The sequence below is a fragment of the Streptococcus sp. 27098_8_70 genome, from assembly GCF_041432215.1.
GTDB lineage: Bacteria > Bacillota > Bacilli > Lactobacillales > Streptococcaceae > Streptococcus > Streptococcus oralis_CP.
In genome coordinates this window covers 331,336-345,342 of sequence record NZ_JAPVZD010000001.1, presented here as the reverse complement: position 1 = coordinate 345,342, position 14,007 = coordinate 331,336, and the positions used below count along the sequence as shown (strand labels likewise).

Sequence of the window (14,007 nt, the reverse complement as noted above, 5' to 3'; positions counted from 1 at the left end):
AAGTGGTTTGACCGATGAAAATCAAGCGTGAGAAACCAAAAAGGAGTTTGTCTAGGCGTCTGGTCCTTGCTGTAGATGCATTGATGAATCATATCTTGCTCCTCTTGGCAGCCTTAGTCTTTCTCTTTGGTTTCTACGCTCTTTGGGATGCCAATCAGGTTTATTCTCAGGCTTCATCAAGTGAGTATGAGGCCTATAGACCAGTGAGTACTACTGAGAAGGATGAGCTTGCTAGTTTTTCTGGCTTTCACAAGCTACAGCAAGTCAACCCAGAAGTTCTCGGTTGGATCAATGTCTATGGCACCAATATCGACTATCCCTTAGTCCAAGCCAAAGACAATGAAAAATACCTGAACAAGGATTCCAAGGGTGAATTTGCAGCTACAGGGGCTATTTTCCTTGAGGCTCGAAATGAATCCAAGTTCGAAGACTTTAATACCATCATCTACGGTCACCATGTAGAAAATGGGGTTATGTTTGGAGATGTAGCAAAGTTTTCTGATAAGGAATTTTTTGACCAGCATCGCTACGGCAGTATTTACTATAATGGTGTTGAAAAAGGTCTTGAGATCTTTGAGATGCTTGAGGTAGACGCCTATGACTTTAACATCTACGATCCAGGTATTAATGGGGATGATCGGCGTCAAGAATATATCGATCACTTACTCTCAGTTGCCATTCACAAACGAGACATTACACTGGGGCCAAATGACCATATCATCCTTCTCAGTACCTGTTTCCTAGACGTAACAAATGGGAGACATATCGTAGTTGCCAAGATTACGGATACGGTTCCAAAGAACACCTTCCATACGAAAAAATCAAAACCATTCCCTTACAGTGTCTTTGATGATTCATCGCTCGGACGATTTCTCTCATCGATTCCTTTGTGGATATGGTACATCATCTTGTTTATCTTGCTCTTGCTATTGATCTTCTTGCTCATCATCCTCTACTTGATCTTGCGTCGTAGAAGAGAAGCAAAAGAAGGAGCAGATACCATTACTGACTAAACTACTAATAAAAGAGAAAGGGACAGCCTCTCTTGCTCTTTTATTTTCAAGGCTAGAAAGGAGAAAGAAGGAAATATGAAAACAAGTACAAGTCGCGAAGCCATAAAGGCCATTCTATCCCTCTTTCTAGCTTTTTTCTGTCTTTTTACAGCTGATAGAGCTCTTGCGAGCGACTACGATCATTATAATCCCATTGAAAAGGATGCCAGCAGTACGGGCTTTGAAACCCTGCAGCACCTCAACAAGGATGTTTGTGGTTGGATTAGCCTTGATGGGACAAAGGTAGACTATCCCCTCTTGCAGAGTCAGGACAATGTCAAATACCTTGACCGCAATGCTTTTGGCGATTATACTGTGTCAGGTTCTATATTCCTAGACTATCGTTTTAATCCCAACTTTACTGACTTTAACACCATCATTTATGGTCACTCCATGGCTTCTGGTGCTATGTTTGGGGAGATTCAAAAATTTGCGGATCAAGATTTTTTTGAAAAGCATCGCTATGGCTCTATCTACTACAATGGTCGTGAACGTGGTCTGGAGATTTTTGGGATTTTAGAAGTAGATGCCTATGACACGGAGATTTACCGAACTTTGAGTTCCAACGATGAGGAACACCAGGCCTACTATCAATATCTGCTAAGTAAAGCCAAGTACAAGCGAGATGTCTCCTTGACCTCAACGGACAAGATTGTTTTGTTAAGCACCTGTTTCCTTAACATTACCAACGGAAGACATATCCTCTTAGCTAAAATAACGGATACGCCAGCAAAAGCAGCTCAAGATAAAAGTGGAGAAGCTGTAGGAACACGGTATTTCGATCACGGAATTCCCAGTCATTGGATTTATATCCTTGCCTTTCTCCTCCTGATTATCGTTATTTTACTCCTTGTCGTTATCATCCTAATCATGAGACGAGATAGAAAAACAAAAGAACAAAAGAAATAGTAGACGTCGGAAGCGTTTACTATTTTTTTCTTTCATGATAGAATAGATAGTGAAAATAATATCATAAGGATGATAACATGAAAAAAGCTATATTAATGATGACCTTTGGATCTCCAGAGGAGATTAGTTTTGAAGGAGTAGCAGAATTTTTTACAAACATTCGTCGTGGTGTTAGACCCCAAGACCACGAGATCCAGACCCTCTATGACAACTACGTCCTTATCGGTGGGACGCCTTTGCAGCGGATTACACGTGAGGAGGTCAATTTAGTCAAGGAACGTTTAGGGGAAGATTACGGTATCTACTTTGCCAACAAGTTTTCTCGTCCCTTTATCCCAGACGTGATCAAGCAGATGGAAACTGATGGTGTTGAAGAATGTATCTGCTTGATTTTGGAACCTTATTATTCCTTTTACTCAGTCATGGGGTATGAAAAGTTTTTGGAAAGTCAGCAAATCCGATTTTTAGTCATTAAGGACTGGTATCAACAACAGGCTTTGCTGGACTTCTGGACAGATGAGATTAACAAAATTTTACGAGACGATGTAAGAGAAGAATCTTTCAAGGTGATTTTTTCAGCCCATAGCGTCCCCATTTTTGCCTTAGACTATGGAGATCCTTATATCGATCAGATTTTCGATAATAGCAAGCTCATTGCTGAACAAATCGGCCTAACAGCCGACCAGTATACCAATACTTGGCAGAGCGAAAGCGATATTGGAATCCCTTGGATCAAGCCAGATGTCTTAGAATATTTACGAGAACAAAAGCAACATCCAGAGCATTATATTTTTGTCCCGATTAGCTTTATCAGTGAACATATCGAAGTCCTTTTTGATAATGATGTGGAATGTTATGAGTTGTGTCAAGAATTAGGTGTCACCTACCATCGTCCACCTATGCCCAATACGGATAGCCGTTTAATTGACGCTTTAGTTGCTACTGTACGAGCCAACGAAAACAAAGAATTTAAAGCTTTTCTCCCAGAAGAAGAAACCTTCGATGAGTTAGCACCTTCGGCAACTACCAAGGACATTATGGAGGAGACAGACGACCTTCAGATGCCAGAATTTGTCAAAAAGCTCATTGAGAAAAAAGGCCGTGAAAATGTGAAGATGCCTTACTTAATTAAGAAAATGCTCGAAAAAGCTGGGAAGTTACCAAAAGAGTAAAGAAAAAAGGATTTAGCTTAAAGCTAGATCCTTTATCTGTTTTATTTTTTCTCAAGAAGAGCTTTGATTTCTTGAAGAACTTCAAGTTCAGTTGGAGCAGCAGGTGCTTCCTCAACTACTTCCTCTTTCTTACGAAGGTTTTGCGCTTTTTCCATAGCTTTAATAACGAAGAAAAGCACAGTACCTACAACGAGAAAGTTGATAATAGCACTCAAGAATTTACCATATGTAACACCATTCCATGCAAGCTCAGCGATGTTTTGTACTTTCGCAGCTTCCAAAGCTGGGTTCAATAGAAGTGGAGTGATGATATCATTAACAAAAGAAGTAACGATAGCACCAAATGCAGAGGCAATGATCACACCGACAGCGAGGTCAACGACATTACCACGAAGCAAGAATTCTTTAAGATCCTTTAACATTTTCATAAATTCCTTTCCTAATTTTCTAATTTATTATATCCTAAAATGTGACAAAAAGCAACTTGAACGCTCAAAGTGGTCAGTTGTTCCCTTTAAAAATATAGATTTTACTGAAAATATAGTTTAAAATGATGATCAAAATTTGTGCTAGGATAGTTTCAATCGTATTAACCCTATCTATATTAAATTCGACAAACTGGCCAATAATGTCAGGAAAGGTTGTAACAAAGATATAAGTTAAAAGAACGTCAAGACCAAGAGTAGAGAGACGAGCTAAGAAAAATTTAGCCAGGCGAGTCGGCCAATTTCTTCTCTCTTGTTTAAAGACAATTGTATCATTTGTGAGAAAGGCAAAGAGAATCCCGATAATATTAGCGAGGGCAGTTGCGAGGATTTCCTGGTGGCTGATATGGTAAATAAGTAAACGCGATACAATAGAAATCAAAGTCGTAGCACCACCGAAAAATAGGTAGGAGAGAATCTCGTTATCAAAGAAAGCTCTTATTAGTTTTTTCATGATTTTAGTATAGCATAAAGTCATATATTGTGCTATACTGGTAAGGTTGATTCAATCAACCCTTGGTGCTTAGCTTCTTTCACCAAGCATATTTTACGCGGGAAACCGCTAAAGGAGAAAACATGAAAAAATTAACTGTTCGTGACATGGCAGACATCGCTATCGTTGCTGCAATCTATGTAGTTTTGACTATTACGCCACCAATCAATGTTCTTAGTTTTGGGGCGTATCAGTTCCGTATTTCAGAAATGTTGAATTTCTTGGCCTTTTACAACCCTAAATATATCATCGGTGTGACAATTGGATGTATGATTGCTAATTTATTTAGTAGTTTTGGCCTAATAGATGTCTTTGTCGGTGGAGGTTCTACCCTAGTTTTCCTTAGTCTAGGTGTATGGCTCTTTGCAAAATACAGCAAAGATTACCTCTTTAACGGATTGATTCGAAAAGATCATTTCTTCTTTTCAATCCTCTTCTCTATTTCAATGATCACCATTGCAGCTGAACTCCATATCTTGACAGAAGCTCCCTTCTTTTTCACATGGTTCTCTACTGGAATTGGTGAGTTTGCATCACTTATAGTGGGAGCGATTTTGATTGGTAAACTGGGACAGCGAATCGATCTAACAAAATAAGAAGTTTATAAGCTAGATTCTTGATAAATCTAGCTTTTTTCATTCCATAAAATTAAAAGAGAGCGCTTGACAAGAACATAGAACTATAGTATACTTTTTAGGTAAGCTGATTTAGCTCAGTTGGCAGAGCGCATCCATGGTAAGGATGAGGTCGCCGGTTCAATCCCGGCAATTAGCATGATAGTAACAAAATGACCTTGGGAAACCAAGGTTTTTCTTATCTACCTGTATAAACGAAGTTAAAGAGTTTTGGCTGTTGACAAAAGTGCCCCTATCTAGTAGAATAGTAGATGCGATGAGTCGATAGGTAGTCTTCGGACTGCTATTGAGCATAAGGAGGTCACAACGCAGGAGCGGACCTTGATGAGTTGTGTGAACCTGCTCATCACATGAAGATGCCTCTTAGTCCCTGGTCAATGACTAGGGATTTTTAGTTTTCAGAAAATATAGTCTAAAAATGCTTTTCAATTTCTGGAAAAAGTAGTATAATACATCTATTATAGAAATTTTTAGAAAATTCCGAAAGAGGTTATTTATGGGATATACAGTTGCTGTAGTCGGCGCGACAGGTGCTGTCGGAGCTCAGATGATAAAAATGTTGGAAGAATCAACACTTCCAATCGATAAAATTCGTTACCTTGCTTCTGCACGTTCAGCAGGCAAAACTTTGAAATTTAAAGACCAAGATATTACGATTGAAGAAACAACTGAGACAGCCTTTGAGGGTGTTGATATTGCACTCTTCTCAGCAGGTGGTTCGACATCAGCTAAGTATGCACCATACGCAGTTCAAGCTGGGGCAGTAGTAGTAGATAATACATCTTATTTCCGTCAAAATCCAGATGTTCCTTTGGTTGTTCCAGAGGTCAATGCTCATGCACTTGATGCCCACAACGGAATCATTGCCTGCCCTAACTGTTCAACAATCCAAATGATGGTGGCTCTTGAGCCTGTTCGTCAAACATGGGGCTTGGATCGTATCATCGTTTCAACTTACCAAGCAGTCTCTGGTGCAGGTATGGGAGCGATTCTTGAAACACAACGTGAACTTCGTGAAGTCTTGAATGATGGTGTGAATCCACGTGATTTGCATGCGGAAATCTTGCCTTCAGGTGGTGATAAGAAACACTATCCTATCGCTTTTAACGCTCTTCCACAAATCGATGTCTTTACTGACAATGATTACACTTATGAAGAGATGAAGATGACTAAGGAAACGAAGAAAATCATGGAAGATGATAGCATCGCAGTGTCTGCAACATGTGTACGTATTCCAGTCTTGTCAGCTCACTCTGAGTCTGTTTACATCGAAACAAAAGAAGTAGCCCCAATCGAAGAAGTGAAAGCAGCTATCTCAGCCTTCCCAGGTGCAGTTTTGGAGGATGATGTGGCTAACCAAGTTTACCCACAAGCCATCAATGCTGTTGGCTCACGAGATACCTTTGTCGGTCGTATCCGTAAGGACTTGGATGCTGAAAAAGGAATTCACATGTGGGTTGTTTCAGATAACCTCCTCAAAGGTGCTGCTTGGAATTCTGTACAGATCGCAGAAACACTTCATGAGCGTGGTTTGGTCCGTCCCACAGCTGAGCTAAAATTTGAATTGAAATAATGGATTAGGAGTTCGAATGAACTCCTTCTTTGAAATAGAGAGGTGTTTCTCATGTCTTACCAAGATCTAAAAGAATGTAAAATCATTACTGCCTTCATTACTCCTTTCCATGAAGATGGTTCCATCAACTTTGATGCTATTCCAGCCTTGATTGAGCATTTATTGGCCCATCATACAGACGGCATTCTTCTAGCTGGAACGACAGCTGAAAGTCCAACCTTGACTCACGATGAAGAGTTGGAGCTCTTTGCTGCTATACAAAAGGTTGTAAAGGGACGCGTTCCTTTGATTGCGGGTGTAGGTACCAATGATACACGAGATTCGATTGAGTTTGTCAAAGAAGTAGCAGAATTTGGTGGTTTTGCAGCTGGGCTTGCAATCGTACCTTACTATAATAAACCTTCTCAAGAAGGGATGTATCAACATTTCAAGGCTATTGCTGATGCCTCAGATTTGCCGATTATCATTTATAACATTCCAGGGCGTGTGGTTGTCGAATTGACTCCAGAAACCATGCTTCGCTTGGCTGACCATCCTAATATTATCGGTGTTAAAGAATGTACTAGCTTGGCTAATATGGCTTACTTGATTGAGCACAAGCCAGAAGAATTCTTGATTTATACAGGTGAGGATGGTGATGCCTTCCATGCCATGAACCTTGGTGCGGATGGGGTTATCTCTGTTGCTTCTCATACAAATGGGGATGAAATGCACGAAATGTTTACTGCCATTGCAGAAAGCGATATGAAGAAAGCCGCAGCTATTCAGCGTCAGTTCATTCCTAAGGTAAACGCCCTCTTCTCTTATCCAAGTCCTGCACCTGTCAAGGCAGTTTTGAACTACATGGGATTTGAAGCTGGACCAACTCGTCTACCTCTCGTTCCAGCACCAGAAGAAGATGCCAAACGCATTATCAAGGTTGTCGTAGATGGCGACTACGAAGCAACTAAAGCAACTGTAACAGGTGTCTTAAGACCAGATTACTAATAAAGACAATAAAATCCATGACCGCAAGAACGATCATGGATTTCTTATTTTCCTAAACAGAATTGGCTAAAGAGTTGGGTGATGAGTTCATCAGGAGCAGCATCCCCAGTAATTTCTCCAAGGATTTCCCAAGTACGAGTCAAGTCAACTTGAAGCAAGTCAACTGGCATCCCTAGTTCAAGACCTTCATTAACAGCTTGTAGGCTTTCAACTGCTTTTTCAATCAGGGAAATGTGACGGGCATTTGACAAGTAGGTAGCATCTTGCTCTACAAGACCAGCATTTTCAAAGAAGAGGTTGTTAATGCGCTCTTCAATCTTATCGATGTTTTGGTTTTTGAGGACTGAAATGCGGATGACATCTTCAGGGAGTTCTGAAGTTTCAATTGCTTCAGGAAGATCAGTTTTATTAAGTAGAATAATGCGGTTGGTATCTTGGCTGATTTCTAAGAGTTGGCGATCTTGGGCGGTCAGTGGTTCACTGGCATTTAGTACTAGTAGTACCAAGTCAGCTTCCTTGAGGGCTTTTCTAGAACGTTCGACACCGATTTGTTCCACGATATCATCTGTATCCCGGATACCGGCTGTATCAATCAATTTGAGAGGAACCCCATTGATGTTGACGTATTCTTCGATGACATCACGGGTAGTACCAGCGATGTCCGTTACGATGGCCTTGTCTTCACGAAGGAGATTGTTGAGGAGGCTCGATTTACCAACGTTGGGGCGTCCGATGATGGCAGTTGAAATTCCCTCACGAAGGATTTTACCACGACGAGCTGTTCTAAGGAGATTGGTTAACAATTGCTCAAACTCCATAGTCTTCTCACGGACAACAGCAGTAGTAGCTTCCTCAACATCATCATACTCAGGATAGTCGATATTGACCTCTACTTGGGCAAGCGTATTGAGGATTTCTTGGCGAGTATTATTAATGAGGTCAGAAAGAGAACCGTCCAATTGTTTGACTGCAATATTCATGGCCTTATCTGTCTTAGCACGGATGATGTCCATCACCGCCTCAGCCTGTGTTAAGTCCACACGACCGTTTAGAAAGGCACGCTTGGTAAATTCACCCGGTTCAGCCAATCGAGCTCCTTCACGGATAGCTAGCTGGAGAATTTCATTAGTTACCGCAATCCCGCCGTGGGTGTTAATCTCGATAATATCCTCACGAGTGAAGGTCTTTGGAGACTTCATAGCTCCAACCATAACTTCGTCCATGACCTTCCCTGTCTGCGGGTCAATAATGTGACCGTAGTTGAGGGTATGGCTTGCAACCTTGCTCAAGTCTTTTCCTTTAAAAATCTTTTGCGCAATGGCAAAACTATCTGTTCCGCTCAGGCGGACAATACCAATGGCTCCTTCACCTAGTGGAGTAGAGATAGCAGCGATGGTATCAAATTCACGTGTAATCATACTATTTCCTTTTGTATTTCTTTTCTTAGGATAGGTATCCAAGCATCTCTTCAAATTGTAACAAAATTAGACTATTTCTTCAATGGATGCTACTTGGAGATTGAAAAAGCCTAAGCATTTCTGCTTAAGCTAGCTTATTTGGTGCGCATTTCTCCCTGTGGGAAGTAAGTTCCTTCTGGCATGTCGTTGATAATGACATGAACAGCTGATTGAGGGGCTCCAGTGTTGCGGACAACAGCCTCCGTTACTTCCTTAGCAAGAGCTTTCTTTTGCTCGAGCGTGCGACCTTCAAATAAATCGATGCGTACAAATGGCATAGTAGCTTCCTCCACTAGTTTTTGATTTCTTCTATTTTACCACATTTTGCCGTTTAAAGCTTCAGGAAATTATGATATACTAGAATGTAGCAAAAATTTAGAAATGGACGTGAAATAGAAGCATGGCACAGTTGTATTATCGTTATGGGACCATGAACTCTGGTAAGACGATTGAGATTCTCAAGGTAGCCTATAACTACGAGGAGCAAGGAAAGGGAGTTGTGATTATGACTTCGGCTCTGGATACACGTGACGGTGTTGGCTATGTATCTAGTCGGATTGGCATGAAACGCCCAGCCATTGCGATTGAGGAAACGACAGATATCTTCGGCTATATCCGAGACTTACCTGAGAAACCATACTGTGTGCTAGTCGATGAGGCCCAGTTTCTCAAGCGTCACCATGTTTACGACCTAGCTCGTGTTGTGGACGAGCTAGACATACCTGTCATGGCTTTTGGTTTGAAGAATGACTTTCGCAATGAATTGTTCGAAGGTTCCAAATACCTCTTGCTCTTAGCAGACAAGATTGACGAAATCAAGACCATTTGTCAGTACTGTAAGAAAAAGGCGACTATGGTGTTGCGAACTCAAGATGGCGTGCCAGTCTATGATGGCGAACAAATTCAGATCGGTGGCAATGAAACCTATATCTCAGTCTGCCGAAAACATTATTTTGCGCCTGAAATCAATAAGGAGAATGAAGAAAAATGAACATCTATGATCAACTACAAGCTGTAGAAGACCGATATGAAGAATTAGGAGAATTGCTGAGTGACCCTGATGTCGTTTCAGACACCAAACGCTTCATGGAGCTTTCAAAAGAAGAGGCTTCAACTCGTGATACGGTAACAGCCTACCGTGAGTACAAACAAGTTCTTCAAAACATCGTTGATGCCGAAGAGATGATTAAAGAATCAGGCGGAGATGCGGACTTGGAAGAAATGGCCAAGCAAGAGCTGAAAGATGCCAAGGCTGAAAAAGAAGAATACGAAGAAAAACTGAAAATCTTGCTTCTTCCAAAGGATCCAAACGATGACAAGAATATCATCCTTGAAATCCGTGGAGCAGCTGGTGGAGACGAAGCAGCGCTCTTCGCTGGAGATTTGCTAACTATGTACCAAAAGTATGCGGAAGCCCAAGGCTGGCGCTTTGAAGTCATGGAAGCTTCTATGAACGGTGTCGGTGGTTTCAAGGAAGTGGTTGCTATGGTTTCTGGTCAATCTGTATATTCTAAGCTTAAGTACGAATCAGGTGCCCACCGTGTGCAACGTGTCCCTGTGACAGAAAGCCAAGGTCGTGTCCACACTTCGACAGCGACAGTCCTTGTCATGCCTGAAGTGGAAGAAGTAGAATACGATATTGATCCAAAAGACCTTCGTGTTGACATCTACCACGCATCTGGTGCTGGTGGTCAGAACGTCAATAAGGTTGCGACTGCCGTGCGTATCGTTCACTTGCCAACCAATATTAAGGTTGAGATGCAAGAAGAACGTACCCAGCAGAAAAACCGCGAGAAGGCCATGAAAATCATCCGTGCGCGTGTTGCTGACCATTTTGCTCAGATTGCTCAAGATGAACAAGATGCCGAGCGTAAGTCAACAATCGGTACTGGGGATCGTTCTGAACGTATTCGTACTTATAACTTCCCACAAAACCGTGTCACAGACCACCGTATCGGTTTGACCCTCCAAAAACTAGATACGATTTTATCTGGTAAATTGGATGAAGTTGTGGACGCCTTGGTGCTCTATGACCAAACACAAAAATTAGAAGAATTAAACAAATAATGAAATTAGCTCAATTATTTTCAGATTTTGAAGAAGCGTTGATAAGACAAGGAGAGGAAGCAGAAAGCCTCTCTTTTGTCTATCGTAGCTTAAAAAATCTCTCTTTTACAGACTTTGTCTTTGCCCTCCAGCAAGAGGTAACAGAGGAAGGAACACAATTTGTAGAAGAAATTTACCAGCAGTTAGCGTCCCATAAACCAGCACAGTATATCATCGGACAGGCAGATTTCTTTGGAATGCAGTTAAAAGTGGATGAGCGAGTTTTGATTCCTCGGCCAGAGACAGAAGAGTTGGTGGATCTCATCCTCACAGAAAATCCTGAGGAAAGTCTTAAGATTCTAGATATCGGGACTGGAAGTGGTGCCATAGCCCTTGCATTAGCTAAAAACAGACCAGATTGGTCAGTGACAGCAGCAGATATTTCCCAAGCCGCCTTAGAGCTTGCATCAGAGAATGCTAGCAATCAAAATCTTAATATATTTTTTAAAAAATCTGATTGTTTTGCAGAAATTTCTGAAAAATATGATATAATTGTATCCAATCCACCCTATATCTCTCGTGAAGATGAGTCAGAGGTTGGTTTGAATGTTTTGCATTCAGAACCTCATCTAGCTCTCTTTGCAGATGAGGATGGCCTAGCTATTTACCGCAGAATTGCGGAAGATGCAAAAGACTATCTCACAGATGGTGGTAAGATTTACCTTGAAATTGGATACAAGCAAGGTCAAAGTGTTCCTGCGCTTTTTAGGAAACATCTTCCTGAAAAACGGGTACGAACACTCAAGGACCAATTTGGTCAAGATAGGATGGTTGTGGTTGATGATGGACAGGATTAGACAAGAGTTGGAAAAGGGCGGAGCTGTTGTTTTGCCTACAGAGACAGTTTATGGTCTCTTTGCTAAGGCCTTAGACGAAAAAGCTGTCGACCATGTTTACCAACTCAAACGTCGTCCTAGAGATAAGGCACTCAATCTTAATGTCGCTTCTCTAGAGGACATCTTGCACTTTTCAAAGAATCAGCCAACTTATCTAGAAAAAATTGTAGAGGCCTTTTTACCGGGTCCCTTGACCATTATCCTCGAAGCCAATGACCGAGTTCCCTATTGGGTCAATTCTGGTCTTTCAACGGTGGGATTTCGGATGCCGAGTCATCCCATTACACTGGATTTGATTCGAGAGACAGGACCCTTGATTGGGCCGTCTGCCAATATCTCGGGTCAGGCGAGTGGAGTGACCTTTGCTCAAATTCTAGAGGATTTTGACCAAGAGGTTTTGGGTCTGGAGGACGACGCTTTTCTAACTGGACAGGATTCGACTATTTTGGATTTGTCTGGAGACAAGGTGAAAATCTTGCGCCAGGGGGCGATTAAGCGAGAAGATATTCTTGCTCGGTTGCCAGAGATTTCTTTTGAGGAGGAATGAGATGCTAAGAGATTTGCAAGAAACAGATGTGAATGCTATATGTGAGATTAATCAAGAGGCTTTGGGTTATTCTTTTAGTCCAGAGGACACAGCTAGTCAACTAGCTAAATTATCTCAGGATTCTCATCATTTCCTACTTGGCTATGAGGATGCAGCCAGTCATGTCCTACTTGGCTATGTCCATGCTGAAGTTTATGAATCCCTTTATTCCAAAGTAGGATTTAATATCTTAGGCTTAGCGGTTTCGCCTCAAGCACAAGGGCAAGGTATCGGTAAAAGCTTACTGCAAGGGTTGGATCAAGAAGCAAAAAGACGGGGTTATGGGTTTATCCGCTTAAACTCTGCTGATCATCGTCTGGGAGCTCATGCATTTTATGAAAAAGTTGGTTATACTTGTGATAAAATGCAGAAACGGTTTATTCGCATCTTTTAGTTTATTTTCTTATTGGAAAAACAAACTAAAGGACCAGTCACACTATAAAGGAGAAGACCTATGATTTTTGACAAAGACGATTTTAAAGCATACGATGCTGATCTCTGGAATGCTATTGCCAAAGAAGAAGAACGCCAACAAAACAATATCGAGTTGATTGCTTCGGAAAACGTGGTTTCCAAGGCTGTTATGGCAGCTCAAGGGTCTATCTTGACAAACAAATATGCCGAGGGTTACCCAGGACGCCGTTATTATGGTGGAACTGATGTAGTAGACGTGGTAGAAACTTTAGCTATTGAACGTGCAAAAGAAATTTTCGGTGCTAAATTCGCCAATGTCCAACCTCACTCAGGAAGCCAAGCCAACTGTGCAGCATATATGGCTTTGATTGAGCCAGGTGATACCGTTATGGGGATGGATTTGGCAGCAGGTGGTCACTTGACCCACGGAGCTCCAGTTAGCTTCTCTGGACAAACTTACAACTTCGTTTCTTATAGTGTGGATCCTGAAACGGAACTTTTGGACTTTGATGCTATCTTGAAACAAGCCCAAGAAGTAAAACCTAAACTAATCGTAGCAGGTGCTTCAGCCTACTCTCAAATTATTGACTTCTCAAAATTCCGTGAAATCGCAGATGCTGTTGGGGCTAAGCTTATGGTCGATATGGCCCATATCGCTGGTTTGGTGGCAGCTGGACTTCATCCAAGCCCAGTACCATACGCTCATATCACTACAACAACGACCCACAAAACTCTTCGTGGACCACGTGGTGGCTTGATTTTGACAAATGATGAGGACCTAGCTAAGAAAATCAACTCAGCTATTTTCCCTGGTATTCAGGGTGGTCCTTTGGAGCATGTTGTGGCGGCTAAGGCGGTTTCCTTCAAAGAAGTTTTGGACCCAGCCTTCAAGGAATATGCTGCCAATGTTATCAAAAACAGCAAGGCTATGGTTGAAGTCTTCTTGCAAGACCCTGATTTCCGTATCATCTCAGGTGGTACTGAAAATCACCTCTTCCTAGTGGATGTGACTAAGGTTGTAGAAAACGGAAAAGTTGCTCAAAACTTGCTGGATGAGGTTAATATTACCCTAAATAAAAATTCAATCCCTTACGAAACTTTGTCACCATTCAAGACAAGTGGAATTCGTATCGGAGCAGCAGCCATCACTGCACGTGGATTTGGTGAAGAAGAAAGCCGTAAAGTGGCTGAACTCATCATTAAAACTCTTAAAAATGCAGAAAATAAGGCTGTCTTAGAAGAAGTGAGAAGTGAAGTCAAAGCGTTGACAGATGCCTTCCCGCTATACGAGGACTAATACTT

At 41.6% G+C, this 14,007-nt stretch carries 16 protein-coding genes, 1 tRNA gene and 1 riboswitch; of the genes, 13 read left to right on the top strand and 4 right to left on the bottom strand.

Going from position 1 to position 14,007, the window contains the following annotated elements; genetic code table 11:
• Nucleotides 1-14: 14 nt before the first annotated feature.
• The 3 genes from srtB (O3655_RS01665) to hemH all read left to right on the top strand — a co-directional run bounded on the left by srtB (O3655_RS01665) (nt 15) and on the right by hemH (nt 3,133).
• Nucleotides 15-1,013: a class B sortase gene (gene srtB, locus O3655_RS01665; protein WP_125384576.1), complete on the top strand. Its 999-nt coding sequence runs from the start codon at nt 15-17 to the stop codon at nt 1,011-1,013.
• A 75-nt stretch (nt 1,014-1,088) separates the two neighbouring features.
• Nucleotides 1,089-1,961 carry a class B sortase gene (srtB, locus tag O3655_RS01660; protein ID WP_308697102.1) on the top strand — a complete coding sequence of 291 codons (873 nt, stop codon included), beginning with the start codon at nt 1,089-1,091 and terminating at the stop codon, nt 1,959-1,961.
• Nucleotides 1,962-2,038: 77 nt separating this feature from the next.
• On the top strand, nt 2,039-3,133 hold the full coding sequence (gene hemH / locus O3655_RS01655) for a ferrochelatase (protein WP_371641131.1): 1,095 nt from the start codon (nt 2,039-2,041) through the stop codon (nt 3,131-3,133).
• Nucleotides 3,134-3,174: 41 nt separating this feature from the next.
• Here hemH and mscL read toward each other — a convergent pair whose 3' ends face one another.
• Nucleotides 3,175-3,555, bottom strand: coding sequence for a large conductance mechanosensitive channel protein MscL (mscL, locus tag O3655_RS01650; protein ID WP_000910206.1), 381 nt, complete (start codon nt 3,553-3,555; stop codon nt 3,175-3,177).
• Between the two features lie 79 nt (nt 3,556-3,634).
• Nucleotides 3,635-4,072: a GtrA family protein gene (locus tag O3655_RS01645; RefSeq protein ID WP_125389276.1), complete on the bottom strand. Its 438-nt coding sequence runs from the start codon at nt 4,070-4,072 to the stop codon at nt 3,635-3,637.
• A 28-nt stretch (nt 4,073-4,100) separates the two neighbouring features.
• Nucleotides 4,101-4,197: riboswitch (PreQ1 riboswitch) on the top strand.
• On the opposite strand from O3655_RS01645, the gene O3655_RS01640 reads away from it, so the two are divergent.
• The 4 genes from O3655_RS01640 to dapA all read left to right on the top strand — a co-directional run bounded on the left by O3655_RS01640 (nt 4,195) and on the right by dapA (nt 7,306).
• Nucleotides 4,195-4,707 (top strand): QueT transporter family protein, encoded by a 513-nt coding sequence (locus O3655_RS01640; protein ID WP_000737304.1) that lies wholly within the window; start codon nt 4,195-4,197, stop codon nt 4,705-4,707. Its footprint overlaps the riboswitch before it by 3 nt.
• A gap of 105 nt (nt 4,708-4,812) precedes the next feature.
• A tRNA-Thr gene (locus O3655_RS01635) sits at nt 4,813-4,885 on the top strand.
• A 357-nt stretch (nt 4,886-5,242) separates the two neighbouring features.
• A complete protein-coding gene (locus tag O3655_RS01630; protein WP_371641130.1) occupies nt 5,243-6,319 on the top strand; it encodes an aspartate-semialdehyde dehydrogenase in 1,077 nt (358 codons plus the stop codon).
• A 51-nt stretch (nt 6,320-6,370) separates the two neighbouring features.
• Nucleotides 6,371-7,306 (top strand): 4-hydroxy-tetrahydrodipicolinate synthase, encoded by a 936-nt coding sequence (gene dapA / locus O3655_RS01625; RefSeq protein WP_371641129.1) that lies wholly within the window; start codon nt 6,371-6,373, stop codon nt 7,304-7,306.
• A 44-nt stretch (nt 7,307-7,350) separates the two neighbouring features.
• Here dapA and mnmE read toward each other — a convergent pair whose 3' ends face one another.
• Together mnmE and O3655_RS01615 are read right to left on the bottom strand one after the other, a co-directional pair.
• On the bottom strand, nt 7,351-8,724 hold the full coding sequence (gene mnmE / locus O3655_RS01620; RefSeq protein WP_371641128.1) for a tRNA uridine-5-carboxymethylaminomethyl(34) synthesis GTPase MnmE: 1,374 nt from the start codon (nt 8,722-8,724) through the stop codon (nt 7,351-7,353).
• Between the two features lie 134 nt (nt 8,725-8,858).
• The gene (locus O3655_RS01615; protein ID WP_001117401.1) at nt 8,859-9,041 is read right to left on the bottom strand and encodes a 4-oxalocrotonate tautomerase; all 183 of its coding nucleotides are present in this window, start codon (nt 9,039-9,041) and stop codon (nt 8,859-8,861) included.
• 122 nt (nt 9,042-9,163) lie between these two features.
• Between O3655_RS01615 and O3655_RS01610 the strand changes: the two genes are divergently transcribed.
• Genes O3655_RS01610 through glyA form a run of 6 tightly spaced genes read left to right on the top strand, consistent with a single transcriptional unit; the run spans nt 9,164 to nt 14,002 of the window.
• Nucleotides 9,164-9,754 carry a thymidine kinase gene (locus O3655_RS01610; protein WP_000068127.1) on the top strand — a complete coding sequence of 197 codons (591 nt, stop codon included), beginning with the start codon at nt 9,164-9,166 and terminating at the stop codon, nt 9,752-9,754.
• The gene (prfA, locus tag O3655_RS01605; protein WP_001028815.1) at nt 9,751-10,830 is read left to right on the top strand and encodes a peptide chain release factor 1; all 1,080 of its coding nucleotides are present in this window, start codon (nt 9,751-9,753) and stop codon (nt 10,828-10,830) included. Before O3655_RS01610 ends, prfA begins: the two co-directional genes overlap by 4 nt.
• Nucleotides 10,830-11,666: a peptide chain release factor N(5)-glutamine methyltransferase gene (gene prmC, locus O3655_RS01600; protein ID WP_084921887.1), complete on the top strand. Its 837-nt coding sequence runs from the start codon at nt 10,830-10,832 to the stop codon at nt 11,664-11,666. Before prfA ends, prmC begins: the two co-directional genes overlap by 1 nt.
• Nucleotides 11,650-12,252: an L-threonylcarbamoyladenylate synthase gene (locus O3655_RS01595; RefSeq protein WP_162284746.1), complete on the top strand. Its 603-nt coding sequence runs from the start codon at nt 11,650-11,652 to the stop codon at nt 12,250-12,252. Before prmC ends, O3655_RS01595 begins: the two co-directional genes overlap by 17 nt.
• Nucleotide 12,253: 1 nt before the next feature.
• Nucleotides 12,254-12,685: a GNAT family N-acetyltransferase gene (locus O3655_RS01590; protein WP_125418056.1), complete on the top strand. Its 432-nt coding sequence runs from the start codon at nt 12,254-12,256 to the stop codon at nt 12,683-12,685.
• A 60-nt stretch (nt 12,686-12,745) separates the two neighbouring features.
• On the top strand, nt 12,746-14,002 hold the full coding sequence (gene glyA / locus O3655_RS01585; RefSeq protein ID WP_044020822.1) for a serine hydroxymethyltransferase: 1,257 nt from the start codon (nt 12,746-12,748) through the stop codon (nt 14,000-14,002).
• The last annotated feature ends 5 nt before the right edge of the window (nt 14,003-14,007 follow it).

Bases quoted from the DNA above. Each gene is read 5' to 3' on its own strand.
- O3655_RS01610 (WP_000068127.1), top strand. From the start codon at position 9,164: ATGGCACAGTTGTATTATCGTTATGGGACCATGAACTCTGGTAAGACG.
- hemH (WP_371641131.1), top strand. From the start codon at position 2,039: ATGAAAAAAGCTATATTAATGATGACCTTTGGATCTCCAGAGGAGATT.
- mnmE (WP_371641128.1), bottom strand. From the start codon at position 8,724: ATGATTACACGTGAATTTGATACCATCGCTGCTATCTCTACTCCACTA.
- glyA (WP_044020822.1), top strand. From the start codon at position 12,746: ATGATTTTTGACAAAGACGATTTTAAAGCATACGATGCTGATCTCTGG.
- O3655_RS01590 (WP_125418056.1), top strand. From the start codon at position 12,254: ATGCTAAGAGATTTGCAAGAAACAGATGTGAATGCTATATGTGAGATT.
- mscL (WP_000910206.1), bottom strand. From the start codon at position 3,555: ATGTTAAAGGATCTTAAAGAATTCTTGCTTCGTGGTAATGTCGTTGAC.
- O3655_RS01595 (WP_162284746.1), top strand. From the start codon at position 11,650: ATGATGGACAGGATTAGACAAGAGTTGGAAAAGGGCGGAGCTGTTGTT.
- srtB (WP_308697102.1), top strand. From the start codon at position 1,089: ATGAAAACAAGTACAAGTCGCGAAGCCATAAAGGCCATTCTATCCCTC.
- O3655_RS01630 (WP_371641130.1), top strand. From the start codon at position 5,243: ATGGGATATACAGTTGCTGTAGTCGGCGCGACAGGTGCTGTCGGAGCT.
- O3655_RS01615 (WP_001117401.1), bottom strand. From the start codon at position 9,041: ATGCCATTTGTACGCATCGATTTATTTGAAGGTCGCACGCTCGAGCAA.
- prfA (WP_001028815.1), top strand. From the start codon at position 9,751: ATGAACATCTATGATCAACTACAAGCTGTAGAAGACCGATATGAAGAA.
- O3655_RS01640 (WP_000737304.1), top strand. From the start codon at position 4,195: ATGAAAAAATTAACTGTTCGTGACATGGCAGACATCGCTATCGTTGCT.
- O3655_RS01645 (WP_125389276.1), bottom strand. From the start codon at position 4,072: ATGAAAAAACTAATAAGAGCTTTCTTTGATAACGAGATTCTCTCCTAC.
- dapA (WP_371641129.1), top strand. From the start codon at position 6,371: ATGTCTTACCAAGATCTAAAAGAATGTAAAATCATTACTGCCTTCATT.
- srtB (WP_125384576.1), top strand. From the start codon at position 15: ATGAAAATCAAGCGTGAGAAACCAAAAAGGAGTTTGTCTAGGCGTCTG.
- prmC (WP_084921887.1), top strand. From the start codon at position 10,830: ATGAAATTAGCTCAATTATTTTCAGATTTTGAAGAAGCGTTGATAAGA.